The sequence below is a fragment of the bacterium genome, from assembly GCA_009926305.1.
GTDB lineage: Bacteria > Bdellovibrionota_C > UBA2361 > UBA2361 > RFPC01 > RFPC01.
This window is the reverse complement of record RFPC01000001.1, coordinates 84,689-99,680: the sequence shown is the minus strand read 5'-3', so window position 1 is coordinate 99,680 and position 14,992 is coordinate 84,689. Positions and strand designations below refer to the sequence as shown.

At 45.4% G+C, this 14,992-nt stretch carries 7 protein-coding genes and 1 pseudogene; 4 read left to right on the top strand and 4 right to left on the bottom strand.

Annotation, left to right across the window (positions count from 1 at the left end; all coding sequences use genetic code 11):
* Positions 1 to 2,424: a hypothetical protein gene (locus EBR25_00405; protein NBW39441.1), complete on the top strand. Its 2,424-nt coding sequence runs from the start codon at positions 1 to 3 to the stop codon at positions 2,422 to 2,424.
* Positions 2,425 to 3,583: 1,159 nt separating this feature from the next.
* On the opposite strand, the pseudogene EBR25_00400 reads toward EBR25_00405, so the two are convergent.
* Both EBR25_00400 and EBR25_00395 read right to left on the bottom strand, forming a co-directional pair.
* Positions 3,584 to 3,796 (bottom strand): annotated as a pseudogene (locus tag EBR25_00400) (hypothetical protein).
* Positions 3,797 to 5,088: 1,292 nt separating this feature from the next.
* Positions 5,089 to 8,565, bottom strand: a complete 3,477-nt coding sequence (locus EBR25_00395; protein ID NBW39440.1) for a DNA polymerase III subunit alpha — start codon at positions 8,563 to 8,565, stop codon at positions 5,089 to 5,091.
* Between the two features lie 29 nt (positions 8,566 to 8,594).
* On the opposite strand from EBR25_00395, the gene EBR25_00390 reads away from it, so the two are divergent.
* Together EBR25_00390 and EBR25_00385 are read left to right on the top strand one after the other, a co-directional pair.
* Positions 8,595 to 9,527 carry a hypothetical protein gene (locus EBR25_00390; protein ID NBW39439.1) on the top strand — a complete coding sequence of 311 codons (933 nt, stop codon included), beginning with the start codon at positions 8,595 to 8,597 and terminating at the stop codon, positions 9,525 to 9,527.
* 18 nt (positions 9,528 to 9,545) lie between these two features.
* Positions 9,546 to 9,863, top strand: a complete 318-nt coding sequence (locus tag EBR25_00385) for an RNHCP domain-containing protein (protein NBW39438.1) — start codon at positions 9,546 to 9,548, stop codon at positions 9,861 to 9,863.
* A gap of 4 nt (positions 9,864 to 9,867) precedes the next feature.
* Here EBR25_00385 and EBR25_00380 read toward each other — a convergent pair whose 3' ends face one another.
* Together EBR25_00380 and EBR25_00375 are read right to left on the bottom strand one after the other, a co-directional pair.
* The gene (locus EBR25_00380; GenBank protein ID NBW39437.1) at positions 9,868 to 10,599 is read right to left on the bottom strand and encodes a hypothetical protein; all 732 of its coding nucleotides are present in this window, start codon (positions 10,597 to 10,599) and stop codon (positions 9,868 to 9,870) included.
* A gap of 242 nt (positions 10,600 to 10,841) precedes the next feature.
* The gene (locus EBR25_00375; GenBank protein NBW39436.1) at positions 10,842 to 12,140 is read right to left on the bottom strand and encodes an HlyC/CorC family transporter; all 1,299 of its coding nucleotides are present in this window, start codon (positions 12,138 to 12,140) and stop codon (positions 10,842 to 10,844) included.
* 592 nt (positions 12,141 to 12,732) lie between these two features.
* Between EBR25_00375 and EBR25_00370 the strand changes: the two genes are divergently transcribed.
* Positions 12,733 to 14,937 (top strand): 4Fe-4S dicluster domain-containing protein, encoded by a 2,205-nt coding sequence (locus EBR25_00370; protein NBW39435.1) that lies wholly within the window; start codon positions 12,733 to 12,735, stop codon positions 14,935 to 14,937.
* Positions 14,938 to 14,992 lie beyond the last annotated feature (55 nt).

Sequence of the window (14,992 nt, the reverse complement as noted above, 5' to 3'; positions counted from 1 at the left end):
ATCCCTCATCTTCTTCCTTCTGATAAAGGCCCGTTAACTTTTTTCATTTTCCAGTGGTTAAAAGAGATTTTAAAAGAAGACATTCGAAAGGAATCCCTTGCTTATCTAAGGACATTAACCACCTTACAACCCCTTTTGCAGGAAAGAGCTCTCTTTTCATTGGCTACTCAAACAGCCTCTGTATTGGATGCCTATCAAAACTATCGACCTCACATGCTTTTGCAATGGGCGAAAGGAGAGCAGCCTGATGATCCAATTATCTCCTGGCAAGCAGAATTATGGCGATATTTGCTTGCTAGATGGGCTAAAAAAGTGGAGTATCCATGTGATCGGGCTACTCTTTTTGATAGACAACTCGCGGTGTTTTCTGAATCAAAAATAAAGGGGAATATTTCTAATAATCACCTTTTTATTTTCAATGCCGGTTTATTACCTGAGCCTTTTTTAAGATTGATTGAAGAATATCCATCCTCGACCTCAATCTCTATTTATTCTCTTCTCCGAGATCAGGAGTCGCTTTTCTCAGAGCAATTTTCGATGGAATCTGAAGCGATTTTGAACTCATTTCATCAATTAAATGATTTTGAAGTTTCGAAAATCCCTTCATCAAAAGAACCAGAACGCAAATTTGATTCTAAACAGCACCCTCCTCATCTACACAGGAGTTCATTATCAATCCTAAAATCAGCTACTCGGGCCGTAACAGGTAAGGAATTTATAGATGATTCTATAGAGATACATTCCTGTCATCATGAATTGCGAGAAGTAGAAGTTCTTCACCAGCAACTCTACTTATGGCTAGAAACTTATCCGGACTTAAAACCTTCCGACATTGTAATTGTAAGTCCAGATATTAAGGCGTATGCACCGTTTATTTCAGCCGTTTTTAATCAGGAAAATGAGGGCTTGCCAAGAATTCCATATACCATCACTGAGAGAGCACCGACCTTTGCAAATGAACTGGATGCATTTCTGCATTTTCTGAATATACTCACAAGTCGATTTGAGCCTGAAAAAATCTTGGGACTCCTTCGGTATGAATCTATTATGGAGTCCTTTCAACTATCTGAATCTCAGTTATTCAAGATCCGTCGTTGGGTTAATCAGAATCGAGTTTTATGGGCCTATGACGCCGATCACAAGCTTGATTTGAATCAACCTTGTTCAGAATCCTTAACCTGGAAACAATTTTTTTCTCGTGCCTGGAACTCACATTTATGGGGAAAAGATCTTACAGATCCTTTTGCGGGTGATACATTCAGTCTCCTAGATTCTGAAGATGTCCGCCTGCTAAGTATTCTTCAAGAACTTCTGAGTACACTAAATGAGGCTCGAAAATGGAGCATGAAATCAGGAAAATCTGCAGGAGACCAGATTGAAGCGTTGACTAATTGGGCTCAATATCTGTTTCGGTCCAATCCATCCATTCTTCAAAAGGAAATTCCAGTTTCAATAAAATCTCTTTTAGATGCGATTCAGTCTGATATCACTCAATCTGAATCGGACTCAATGGATCTACCGTTTGAGTTTTTACTCAAACATATCACGAACTTGACTTCTCGAACCTCAAGTTCTGCAGCAAGATTTGGACAGGGAGTTCTCTTTTCAAATATGGTTCCACTTCGAGGAATTCCAGCTAAGATTATTGGAGTGATTGGAATTGACGGCGCCCGTTTTCCCAGGTCTTATTCCGCTCCTGAATTCGACATTATGAGTCTTTACCCACTTCCGACAGAACGGGATAGAAAACGAGAGGATCGGCAGCTTTTTTATGAAGCTATAATGGCTGCTAAACAAAAAGTTTACATCAGCTATATTGGGCAAAATCAGAAAGATAATAGCGAGATTGAACCCTCTCCGGTTGTTGTAGAATTTCTGGATCTGCTTAGTCGAATATTTCCAAACAGTGATACAGATAAGGGTATCCTATCTGAGGCCATGTACGGCTATTCTACTCGTTATTTTTTGGACTCAATCCAACCAACACACGAGTTTGTGATAGTGGATCAAGATCTCTCTTCGATGGATTCAGTGCCTGTTACAATGAATAATCCAGTCTATGTAAAGCGATTCGCTGAATTGGCAACTCTGAACAATTCGACAAATCACTATTCACAAAGTCAAATTGTTTTTGAACAGATCATATCCCAATCCGAAATTTCATTTGTTTCTCCTGAAAGCCCTCAAAAGAATCAAAATCAATCCACTCAAAATCAGGATGTGAGTGTTGATTCGTTGATTTCATTACCCCCTTGCCATTATCACATGATGGGAAGCCGCCACTTCAATACCACACTTCCATTGGCTCTATCTATACCTGATCACGTTTCTTTCAGCTACCGCCTCTTGCTTTCAATCTTTAACCACCTAAATTTCCCTAACGATTCTCTCTATTTCGAGCAAGAACGCTCCTGTTGCCATTGAAATAAAGCCGTAGAATCGTGGTTCATGCGTATCTCGGACTGCAACAGGTTATGCTGCTAAGTCGAACATTTCATTCAAAGAATCCAGCAGACAATCGGGAAGAACCGCATCATTATGAAGAAGCTGCATCGACGAATCCACGAAGCTACCGTTTGGGGCCTAGTAGACACTACAACGGGGCATCTCCGCTCGACTGATATCAGAGCGCGGAGATACCCCGCAGATTATTCCAAACTCGGCCTAGTGCTCTCCTTGCCTAGAAAGAGATGCCGCTAGACTGAATCGGCGTATTCTCGGCTTCTTGTCGCGCAGTCTCAGCTAACTCTTTTACGCGTCTTCGAAACTTTCTTGCTCGTCTCTTTGCCCCACCTTGCTTCAGGATACGAGATAGACGCTTCCCTATTACCTCAAGCTCATTAATATCATCAATGTAATCGAATCGAGCACCTGAGTGATCTAACACTGTGATTGTTGGATCATCACACTGATAAGTAATGGTCGGAAGGTCAATCCAAATGCCCCATGCATCGATAGCAGCATCCGCAGACTGTTGTTCTAAAGAGCGAATTCGCCGCCGTTTTTGAGGGTTTCTCTTTCTTGCCTTTCGCGCAATTCGGCGATTGAGGGTATCCATATCCTTCCCAAGACCATCCAAGGTAAAAAGTATGGAAGTATTATCCTCTTCCTCACATGGATCATCGAATGATTCCTCGTAAATTTCAAATTCGATCTCACACGATGCTCCAGAAAGATTAAGGCCTGTCATGTACGCATTAACCCCGGTGCATGAAAAATCAATCGAAATGACATCACCAGGCAAGGCTTGTGTCGTTGGAATACCAAAGAAGAAATCCTGATCAGAAGCTACAGAAGAGCCACTATTCACAGAAGCTATTGAGCCATCTGGTAATGGAGAGAACTCCAGAATTGAATCGCTTCCATCCGGCATACTACATGCCCCTTGAATCTCTACCTCTGTTCCATAAAGAAACTGATCGAGTCCTGAAGGGCTCAAACCATCGGAAAGCGTGAGGAAAGAAATTGAACAGCTTGGAGTGTAGTCAAATGGCCACTCGTGAATATCGAGTCGTCCATACCGTGAATAACAAAAGTCTTCTTCCTCTTCTTCTTCCTCTGAAGAGTCATCGTCCGAGGAACAATCATCTGAAGAATGATCATCTGAAGAGTAGTCACGCGAAGAATTGTCATCTGAAGAATAGTCATCGGATGAATAGCCTTGAGAGGAATAGCCACCTGAATAATCATCGTCAGAGGAGTGATCGTCAGACGAATTATCGTCAGATGAATAGTCGTCAGAAGAGTTATCGTCAGATGAATTATCGTCAGAAGAGCAATCATCAGATGAATCATCATCATGAGGATCTCCGGGATATGTATTCGTATTACATACGCAGCTTCCAGGAGTCACATAACCGCCACCAAATGGATATGTTGGTCCAGAAGAACCTGTTTGATCAGAATAACACACATTAAGATCTTGATAGACGTCCATCCATATTCCAATCTCACCAGTTGAGACGAACCCCTGCCATTGCGGGAAGCTATTGCTTGGCATGTTAAATCCTGAGATGTCGAGTTGAAGCTCAAAATAGACCCGATCTCCATCTATCTCTTTTACCGCCAGTAACACTTCAGGGAGCGATGCATCTCCCGAAATAAGGATCTCTCCACCAGGATTGAACAAAGAATCGAGCATTCGAGTACCGACAGTCTGATGGATGTACCGAGCTACTGTAATACGAGGCACAGTATCAGAACCATCAAATACCACTATAGGTGCGTCTCCGTTCCCCGACGGCATACCTCCACCATTCATCACTACCGCAAAGGCATTCGGCAATGCATCAGTGAGATACCGCGAAAGCGTGAGCTGAAAACGGACGGTCTGCTCATTTTCATCAAGTTCTACAATGAACGTCTCAAGCAGCCCAACTGGTCTTGAAGGTCCGCCTCCTAGTGGCCGAAGCTCCACTCCTGGAACAACTTCTTCAAATCCAAATTGACGTACTTGAGCCTCTACTACCGTGTTGTCCAGCAGAAGAAGGTTACAGATAGCAAATAGACCCACTAGCGTAGGGATAAAGCCTTTTCTTACAGACAACCCTTCTCCATCCCTATTTCCAATATATTTCACGAGAAATCCTCTTCTAAATGACTCACTACGTGCGGACAAAATCCGCATCAACACTCGTATTTTTCATGCGCTAGTCTCCATGACTGACCTCGCTAAGCAAATATTTCTGTACTGAATTGTTCATAAGCGTTTGAAGACACCAATACCACCTCAATGCACTCACACGAGCCTAAACCTACACCTCAGCAACCTATTGAAATTCATGGTAAATTCATCTACGAACCGGCGAGAGCACTACTAGATTGGTGTTGTTCTTTCTTCCTATCGCTCGTACAAAGTCTCACACGAGCTTTCCTCAGAGGTATTCCCTACTTCCCATTCTCCCTCGCTTACGAAACATGTGCTAAAAGGGACGAAAAGAGAGCAAAAACGGGGAAAAGAAAGGCTGAGACGTAAAAAAAGTCTGAGGCACGGTCCGAAACACACCAAAATCCACCACTCCGCTCGCCGGACTATAACGAGGTTCTGAAACAAAATCCACTATAGATTGGGAGTTATCTCGAGGGAATTTACGATAAAAATGACAAGGCAGGTCGACCAAAGACCTCCTCCACCGCATCACATACATCCTCTGAGATATTGATAAGAATTTGATTTTCTTGCTTATCTCTTAGCTGAAACACCACATCGCCAGCTTCATTCTCCAAAACTAACCGTACTGGACAGGTACCAGCATGGTCTGCAAATAACTTCGTCAGGCGCTCTAATCGCTCTTCAGTGGCCTCAGCTGCTGAGATTCGAAGTTCTCCAGCACTCGCCGTTTTCTCACGGCAGGAAAAGAGAGACTCCATGGACTCTACAATAAATGTCACCCGTTCATCAGCCACATCAACCCTACCAGTGGCAACGAGCGGCTCATCAGCAATCATTAAAGAAGCGATTTTTTGATATGAATCTGGCCAGGCAATTGAGTCTACTGTTCCCGTGGGATCTTCAAACATGAAAGAAGCATAACGATCTCCCTTCCGAGTATTTCTCAGTCGTAAAGCAGTAATCACACCACCTACTTTTACTTGCACACCACTTTTCAACTCCTTGAGCTTATGAACAGACCGCGCTCCGATACTCGTGAGAAGCGCACTGTACTTCGCTATTGGATGACCCGATATATAAAATCCAAGTGCCTCGCGCTCGTATGCAAGTCGCTTATTCGTTGGCCAATCTGGAACAGTAATGTTTTTGCGGGGGATACGACTGCTTTGTTCGCTTGCTCCGAACAGCCCTATTTGATTCGTATCTTTCTCTCTTTGCAACGCTTGCCCTGCACGAAGAACATCTTCCAATCGTTCGTACATCGTGCTTCTCCTTTGCCCACACGAATCAAAGGCGCCACATTTTATAAAACTCTCAAGCACTCTTCTGTTGATTGCACGAAGATCGACTCGCTCAACGAAATCCTCTAGTGAATCGAAGCTGCCACCGTTCTCACGAGCCTCTACTATCTTCTCTACTGCCTTTTCTCCAACTCCCTTTACCGCCGAGAGTCCATAACAAATCTTTCCCTCATGCACCGAAAAATTTGCTACACTGAGATTCACGTCAGGCGGAAGCACTGCTGTTCCTTGCTTCCTACAGTCATTCAAATTCTTTAAAGTCTTATCACTATCTCCCATCTCAAGTGACATTAACGCAGCCATAAATTCAACGGGATAATGACATTTCAAATATGCGGTATGGTACGAGATCAGGGCATAGGCAGCCGAGTGACTCCTGTTAAAACCATACCGAGCAAAGGTTTCCATTTGATCAAAAATTTCTTTCGCTGAGCTCTCTTTAATCTCTCGCGCTAATGCTCCTTCCATGAATCTTGAACGCTGAGCGGCCATTTCCTCGGGGATCTTCTTCCCCATCGCTCTGCGGAGGAGATCTGCTTCTGCAAGTGAATATCCTGCAAGCTCTCTTGCGAGCTGCATAATCTGCTCTTGGTAAAGGATGATCCCATACGTATCAGAGAGAATGTCTTCCATTAATTCGTGGAGATACTCTGTCTCTTCGCGCCCATTTTTTCGCTCGATATAATGTTCCGCCATCCCTGAATCAAGCGGTCCCGGACGATACAGTGCGAGAATAGCAACAAGGTCATCAAAGCCGCTTGGCTTCAACCTCATAGTCATCTCTGTTATTCCCGTTGACTCGAGTTGAAAGACCCCTGTGGTCTTACCAGCAGTCAACATAGCGTATGTTTCAGGGTCATCGAGTGGAAGGGTCGACAAATTAATGTCCTCCCCCTGACTGTCTGCAATCAAGCTAATAGCGGTATAAAGAACCGTTAAGGTCTTTAATCCAAGAAAGTCAAACTTTACGAGCCCAATCTTCTCTACATCCTTCATCGAGAATTGGGTTACATCATTTCCTTCCTTATCCACCATCATGGGAAGGAATTCGGTCAGCGCTCTATCTCCAATAACTACTCCAGCAGCATGAGTAGAGGAGTGCCTTGTAAGCCCTTCAACTTTGATAGCCAGTGATATAAGATCTTCCCCCTCCCCTTCAGCATAGGCTTTCAGTTTGGGCTCCATCTTGAGAGCCTCTTGAAGTGAGAAATCGAAACCCTGGCGTGGTGCAGGAACAAGTTGCGCCACTCTGTCCATCTCTGCGTAGCTCTTCCCGAGCGCCCTGCCAACATCTTTTATTGCTGCCTTTGCCTTCAGAGTCCCGAAAGTGGCAATTTGCGCCACATTTTCTTTTCCATACTTCTCAACAACATACTTGATGACCCGATCTCGACCATGAATACAAAAGTCCACATCGATATCAGGAAGCGATACCCGCTCCGGATTGAGGAATCGTTCAAATAAAAGTTTGTGCTCTATCGGATCAAGTTCTGTGATTTGCATGGCATAAGCCACAAGAGAGCCAGCAGCACTCCCTCGACCTGGACCCACAGGAACTCCATTTTCCTTGGCCCAAATAATAAAATCTGCCACCACCAGGAAATATCCTGCAAAGCCCATCTTCTTGATCAGCTCCAGCTCAGAGTCTAATCTCTCCCAATAGACATCCTCAGCAACCTCTGGATTCTGTGCTTTAACAAGCTCCAATCGCTCAACAAGACCCTCTTTCGCACTCCGAATCATCATGTCTTCTAGAGTCTCTCCCTTAGGAGGTTCGAAACGAGGCATGTAATACGTTGAAAAATTAAACTCTAAATTACAACGCTCAGCAATCTCAACGGTATTCTTTACTGCCTCGACTGCATACGGAAACGCCCCAAACTCTTGGATCATTTCATCTCCACTCTTCAAATGGAGCGTCAATCCGACGTGTCGCAAACGATCTGGATCCGTTATCTGCTTTCCAGTAGAGATACACATGAGCACTTCTTGTGCGAAATGATCGTCTTCCGAGAGATAGTGGCAGTCAGTCGAAGCTACCACTGGAACACCCTTGTGCTTTGCGAGATCAGCACAGAGCTCATTCAATTTTTGTTGCTCTGCTATTGGGTGGGGCTGAAGCTCAAGATAATACCGATCGGAAAAAGTTTTTGCGTAAAACTCAACTCGCTCCTGGGCTACGTCAAGCTGCTCCTGAAGAGCACATTGCCCAATTTCACTCCCGAGACACCCGCTCAATACAATAAGTCCCTCATTGTGCTGCTTCAGTAACTCATGATCTACCCTGGGCTTAAAGTAAAAACCCTCTCGATATGCGAGAGAAACGAGTCGACATAAATTTTTATAGCCCACCTCGTTCATCGCAAGCACGGTCAGGTGATATGTCCCCGCACCACCCTGACCAATCGGAGTTCTGTCCAAGCGAGAGCCGTTCGTAACATACAACTCACACCCTATTATCGGCTTAATTCCCGCCTTATGCGCGCCAGAGTAAAATTGAATAGCACCATGCATATTTCCATGGTCTGTGATAGCTATAGCAGGCTGGGAGAGTGAAGCTGCTCTAGCAAGGACGTCATCAATTCTGTTCAAGCCATCAAGTAAGCTATACTGTGTATGCAGATGGAGATGAGCAAACGGAGTCGAGGTCATTAAAACTACTACCAATTTCTTGAGGGTTGATGGTGCACTGTATCACCAGAGATAGCAACAAACATCACGTTTCCGCCCACTTTGTCTGGCCTATTTTTATCGCCGGCTCGCAGGTGTCACCATCTGCCTACCGAAAACTCCCTACATTTTTTCATATTTGTCAGACGGTACAAGATGTCCTCAAGGCAGCAGAACGCGCCTCCCTAGTCGGTCTTGGCGGTATCATTCTCTATGAGCTGCTTCCAGAAAAATCCATAAATGCTTCATCATCGCTCTCAGCGGACTCCCCGCTTATCCATACTTTACAAGCAATTAATCATGCGTTTCCCGAGCTTGTTACGATTGTTGACCTCTGTGTCTGCCAATACACTCATGATTCTCACTGTCGAATCCAAAATGATGAACAACAAACGATTCAACATCTGTACCAACAAGCGACTTTGCTCCTCGAAGCGGGCGCAAAAGGACTTATGCCCAGTGGCATGATTCCCTTGTTCTCAAAAAAACTCCGCATTTGGAGTAATACACAGGGACTATCAACACCGTTCATACTCTCACAAACTGCTAAATTTCACTCTCCTCTCTTTGCACCCTTCCGCTCATCTGAAGGAATGAATACGGGGGTCGATAAATCAGAGTATCAACTTAGACCAGAACAGCATGAATTGGCGCTCTCCTTTATCGAAGCAGAATTAGACTTGGGAGCGGACTGCGCTCTCGTAAAGCCAGGAATTACATATATGGAGATACTTCATCAAGCCCGGGCAGCACAGCCGAAGCAAAAACTCGGTAGCTTTATTACCAGTGGAGAACACGAAATCATGTATTCGCTGGCCTCCTCTGCCTCAAAAGCCGACCCGCTCTATTTTCTCAAATCATCAACAGAATATCTGCTGAATTCAGAAATTGATGTTATCGTTTCGTATTGCGCAGACCGAATTGTTGAGAGTCTAAGCAGATAAAGAGACACGCACGGTAACATGAGCAAACAATTTCAAAGAAAAAAAGAGAACTTTACCTGCGACCAGTGCAATACCCTCGTTCAAGGCAATGGCTATACAAACCACTGTCCGAAATGCCTTTGGAGCAAACACGTTGACATACAGCCAGGAGATCGTGCAGAAACATGTCATGGTGGGATGAAACCGATTGCTCTACTCCCAAAAACTGGTGGCGGACTGGAACACGCACGTATTCTTCATAAGTGCGTACAATGCGGTTACGAAAAGTGGAATGAGAGCTCATCAGAGGACTCCTCGGAGAGCCTATTAGCGCTATTCGCCCAAAGAGAACCGTGACCTTTTATAACTCCGCTCGCGTTGCAACGCGACGTATCGATTCAAATGATCGGTCTGGTAATCGAACGCGAGAATTACGACTCCCGACCTGAGCCAAGGCACTTGCACTGGAAAAACTATAAAGATTGAAGGAAAGCTTAGGCCACTGCGCAGCAAAGTAGCTCTTCGTATCAAGGTGTGTAAGGTCAAAGGTCCGAAATCCAAAATCTTCAACCAGCCGAGGTATTGCCTTCATCTGATGCGGAGTCTTATCGAGCCTGCTTGGAATAATAACCCCTCCCCGTTTCTCAACACGCTCTATCACCTGTCCTATCGAAGCCCTCAAGGTAAAGGAAGAATCTCCGTAGGTAGCCTCTGGCACATTAAGCTCTTTTAGAAAGTCTTCAACATCATGCGATGTATAATTTTCTGCAAATAAGCAGACCAAAACAATATCATTACACTCATCGAGGCTACAGCGTAAGCTGACACCCGGCAGAACAGTGATTTTACTTCCAGTAGCCGCCTTTACAACTGGATCAATAAATCTCCCGGAATAAAAATCAGTCACGCCGATAACATCTAACCCTTTAACCTTCGCAAGGCGTACAATTGCCGGTGCAGTATCGATTCCCTCAATACCAAGATATCCAAGTGAGGCTGGGCTATGAATTCTTAAATCCAAGATAAAATTTTTCGTTCTCGGACTTTTGGTTTTTACCACCTTCTCGCGAATTGATTTCGTTTTGCTGCCCATACATTTCCCTGAAGTCTTAACCAAACTACCAATCTTTTCGTCTAGAACTTACCGACGGCAACCTGATTCTGAGTCGCCAGACAGAGTCCAATACAACAGGAGGAAACAGCTGATGGCGGAAGACAGAATGGTCCATCACTTTGGATGCGGACTCATGCGCTAAAGTTTTGATTTTTCTGCTTTTATCTAAGGATTTTTTCTAAGTAGCTGATACTCCGTCCCTCAGATAGCCTCAAAAAGGCTCAGGCGGCGTCTTTTGAAAAGGAAATGCGCAATTGTGTCACCCGATTCTCGTCAACACACTCAACTGAAACCAACGCTCCATTCGACTTTACTTTTTCACCCACCTCAGGAATCCGACCGAGTTGCCCTATGATGAACCCAGCGACAGTGTCATATTCACCAGCTGGAAGGATAATTCCATGCTCCGACTCCAGGTCCGCCAGTGACGTACCTCCGTCAACGAGAAGCTCACCAGATTTCATAACGGTAATCTCTTGCTCTTCTTCACGGACATCGGTTTCATCGAAGATATCACCAACAATCTCTTCAAGAAGATCTTCAAGCGTTAGGATTCCGTCAACACCCCCATGCTCATCTAATACCACAGCAAGATGAGCCTGTGACGCTCGCAGACGTTTCAACACTTCATCTCCTCGCAGCTCACCATCGACAAATACCACTTGACGAATATACGGCTCGACTGAGAACTGTTTGACTTCAGAACCAATGAGCGACATCAGGTCTTTCGCCAACAACATGCCACGCACTTCATCAAGCTGATCTCCTGTAACCAGCACACGAGAAAAACCTGCCTCTGCAAGCACACTGCGTAGCTCATCCAATGTCGTCTCGGTGTCTATCGATACGATATCTGCCCGAGGAGTCATTATTTCACGAGCACGTATTTCTGATAGACGAAGCGCTCCATGCAATAATTCGGACTCTGCATCATCAAGCGCTCCTGCCTGCGTGCTATGCTCTATGACAGACTCAAGGTCCTCTGCCGATAAAGTAATCTCTCGAGCAGAAGGGATCGCATCGATCTGTCCAGAACGCGCCACGAAGTGTAGCACCCCACGGATCGGCATTTGGATAGGCTGCATGAATAGCGATAAACCCTCACCTAACCACCCCAAAGAGAGCAGCACCTTTTCTGGTGATTTCATTCCAAAGGCACTGAGAACTTGAGTAAAAAGTACTGCGATGAATGTGATAAACAAAGCAAAAAGAAGAAATAATACTATCGTCGTCACGCCTGATAGCGATAATGTCACGTTTCCATCAAGCCAAGGGTACGAGATAAACAATACCCATACGCCCGAGCTGAGAGCACACAGAAACCGACCTACATGTGCTGCTAGGATGTGCCTATCCGCGTTCTGCAATACCCGAAGTGCAAGCTTTGCTCCCCAGACTCCCTCCTCTTTGAAACGCTCTATGACAGAGAGAGAAGCCCGACTCACCGCCAACTTAAATAAGGCAAAAATTCCGTAACCAACTATTGAAAGGGAAAGGGCCACGAGAGATAAAAAGCTCATTTGTCCCTCTCTTCACCACGTTTAAGAATAACAAAGGATGGAATAGAAAAATTCGGCAAAGAAATTCTCCGTCCCGGCTCAGGCTCCATATCTTCACGGTGTAATGGGTCTTCACGGTGTAATGGGCTCTTCCGTCTTCTCTGCACTGATATCGACACTACTCTCTATTAACTCCTATTCTCCGTTCACTCCGCTTGCACGAGGCCTCTCAGGAACCTGATCACTACTACAAAGAGCATTCCCGAGGACCTTTGCACAGAGGTCGAAGCGTATCACGTGCTATCAAACCTTTTTCTATGCTGTCTCTCGCTTCTGAGACTCCACAGCTACTTGGGCAATCGGCGACGAACAGTCAGCATCCTGCTGTAGCACCAACTCAACACCCTTTTTCCCTCTCAGCCTAGCTTCTTCAAGGGTCTAGCATTTCTGAGAGGATGTTCGCCTACGAGGGCAACTCTCTCTCTTCCAAGACCGTGATAACTATTTCATAATGATCTTATGAAGATAGAGCCCTGTCAACACACCGTGACGAAATGTTTTAAAGGCAGGTTTTGGAATCCTTAGTGGATACCATCAAATATTCGGAGCTGATATGACCCCAACCCGCGAAATAATGTGGAATGTAAGTAGCTTGCCAAATACTGTGGCGATGTACGCATTCATGGCTGTGTCTCTGTTTGTTGCAGCAATTGGTCTACTGCGACACCTAGAGCTCATCCTCTCTGGAGCAGCTGACTCGGAGTATCGCCAGAGTTTTCCCGCTCGAATCAGAAGCCTGTTCGTTAAGGCGTTTCTCCAGAAAAAGGTGGTTCAAAAGAAGAGCGTGGGTGCATTTCATACCCTCATTTATTTTGGTTTTTTTGTTCTACTTTTTACCACGACAATGGTTCTCATTGATCACGACCTTGGAATTCGCATCTATCAGGGGGATTTTTATCTCGCGGTTACTCTTCTTTCAGATATCTTCGGTTTCGGGGTAATTATTGGATGCGGACTAGCAGCGCATAGACGGTGGATTCTCAAGCCAGATTATCTTCATTCCCGTGCTGCCGATAGCTATCTTCTTTGGATGCTTGTTCTTCTTTGTGTTCAAGGATTTCTTCTGGAGGGACTCCGAATTCACGCCACTCAGGATCCCTGGGCCCACTACTCTCCTATCGGAAATATGTTTGCCGGCCTCTTCTGGGGGCTCTCAGAAAATGCCACCAAAAATCTTCATTTTTTCAGCTGGTGGTTTCATTCACTTACTGTCTTTAGTTTTATTGCGCTCATTCCCTACACAAAATTCTTCCATATTATAGCGAGCTCAGCGAATCTCTATTTTCAACCGCGCTCCCGTGCTAAGGGACAAATCAAATCCCCGGGGGACATTGAAAAGCTCATGGAGGAGTCTGACGAATTTTCGATTGGACTCGGGTCTATTAAAGACTACACTTGGAAAAACCTACTCGATCTTGAAGCATGCACCAGTTGCGGGCGGTGCCAAGAGGTTTGCCCTGCCTACATATCTGGGAAACCTCTCTCTCCGAAGTGGCTCATTCTTGATACACGCAATCACCTTCTAGGGCTTGGAGTAAAGGGGCAGATTACTGATGAGTCTATTTTACCCACCCCCTTGAAAATCTTCGACTCAAGTCTTCAACGCCGCTACCTGGAAAATAGCTCAGGAATGGTGCTCGGAGATGGTTCAGATGAGTCTGCCAGTATTATCAATCCAGAGCTCCGAGGTGAGAATTCCCTGGTTCAGAAGTCCCCAAAAGCAATAGCGGGAAAGGCAGATGCTCGTATTGCTGGAGAGGTCTTAGGGGAGGATGTGTTCTGGTCGTGTACAACCTGCATGGCGTGCGTACAAGCATGTCCAGTAGGAATCAACCACGTGGATCAGATCGTTGGTAATCGCCAAAATATGGTCTTAATGCAAGGAGAGGTGCCGACAGAGGCAGCAGGCACACTGCGTTCTCTTGAAACTCGAGCAAATCCGTATGGTGCACCTGAGGACCGAGCGAATTGGATTGAGGATCTGAACGTACGCGTTCTTCAGCCCGGCGATTCGGTTGATTACCTATACTGGGTAGGATGTGTCTCAGCTTTCGACAAACGGAAGCAAAAGATCGCAAGAGCACTGGTATCCCTTATGAACCATGCAGGATTGAACTTTGGAATCTTAGGGACCGTCGAAGGCTGCACTGGAGATCCCGCTCGTAGGCTGGGAGAAGAGAATCTCTTTCAAAGCCTTGCAAAATCGAATATTGCCACTCTGCAGAGCATTCGCTTTGAAACCCTCGTAGCGAACTGTCCACATTGTTTTAATACCATCAAAAATGAGTATCCTGAGTTTGGGAATCTCGGTGATGGTCGACAACCAGAGATACTTCACCATTCGGTACTCCTAAAGAGATTGTTGAAGGACAATCGACTCAATATCGAACAAGGCCACGAAGAGTACACCTTCCATGATCCATGTTATCTCGGGCGTTATAATGATGAATATGAAGCCCCTCGAGAGACACTCAAGCAGGCCTCATCCCTCGCCATCCTTGAGCCCGAACGCTCGAGGGAGAAAGGGCTCTGTTGTGGAGCTGGAGGAGGGCACTTCTGGATGGATATGAAAGTAGGAGAGCGGGTTAATTCTCTTCGTGTTGATGAGCTTGCCGAGACAGGCGCAACGAAGATTGCAACCGCCTGTCCATTCTGTATGCAAATGATGGAAGACGGGGTGAAGCTTACCAATCGTGAAGAAACGATGGAGGTTCGAGATATTGCAGAAGTACTCGCAGAGCGGCTCAAGGAAGAGTAAGTGCTTGAAATTTCTAAAAGGCTCTCAAAACTCGCCTGCCCTTCTTCTTGTTTTG

Excerpts from the sequence above, each read along its gene's own strand:
- EBR25_00390 (NBW39439.1), top strand. The coding sequence starts at position 8,595 with ATGGTGCACTGTATCACCAGAGATAGCAACAAACATCACGTTTCCGCC.
- EBR25_00370 (NBW39435.1), top strand. The coding sequence starts at position 12,733 with ATGACCCCAACCCGCGAAATAATGTGGAATGTAAGTAGCTTGCCAAAT.
- EBR25_00385 (NBW39438.1), top strand. The coding sequence starts at position 9,546 with ATGAGCAAACAATTTCAAAGAAAAAAAGAGAACTTTACCTGCGACCAG.
- EBR25_00395 (NBW39440.1), bottom strand. The coding sequence starts at position 8,565 with ATGACCTCGACTCCGTTTGCTCATCTCCATCTGCATACACAGTATAGC.
- EBR25_00380 (NBW39437.1), bottom strand. The coding sequence starts at position 10,599 with ATGGGCAGCAAAACGAAATCAATTCGCGAGAAGGTGGTAAAAACCAAA.
- EBR25_00375 (NBW39436.1), bottom strand. The coding sequence starts at position 12,140 with ATGAGCTTTTTATCTCTCGTGGCCCTTTCCCTTTCAATAGTTGGTTAC.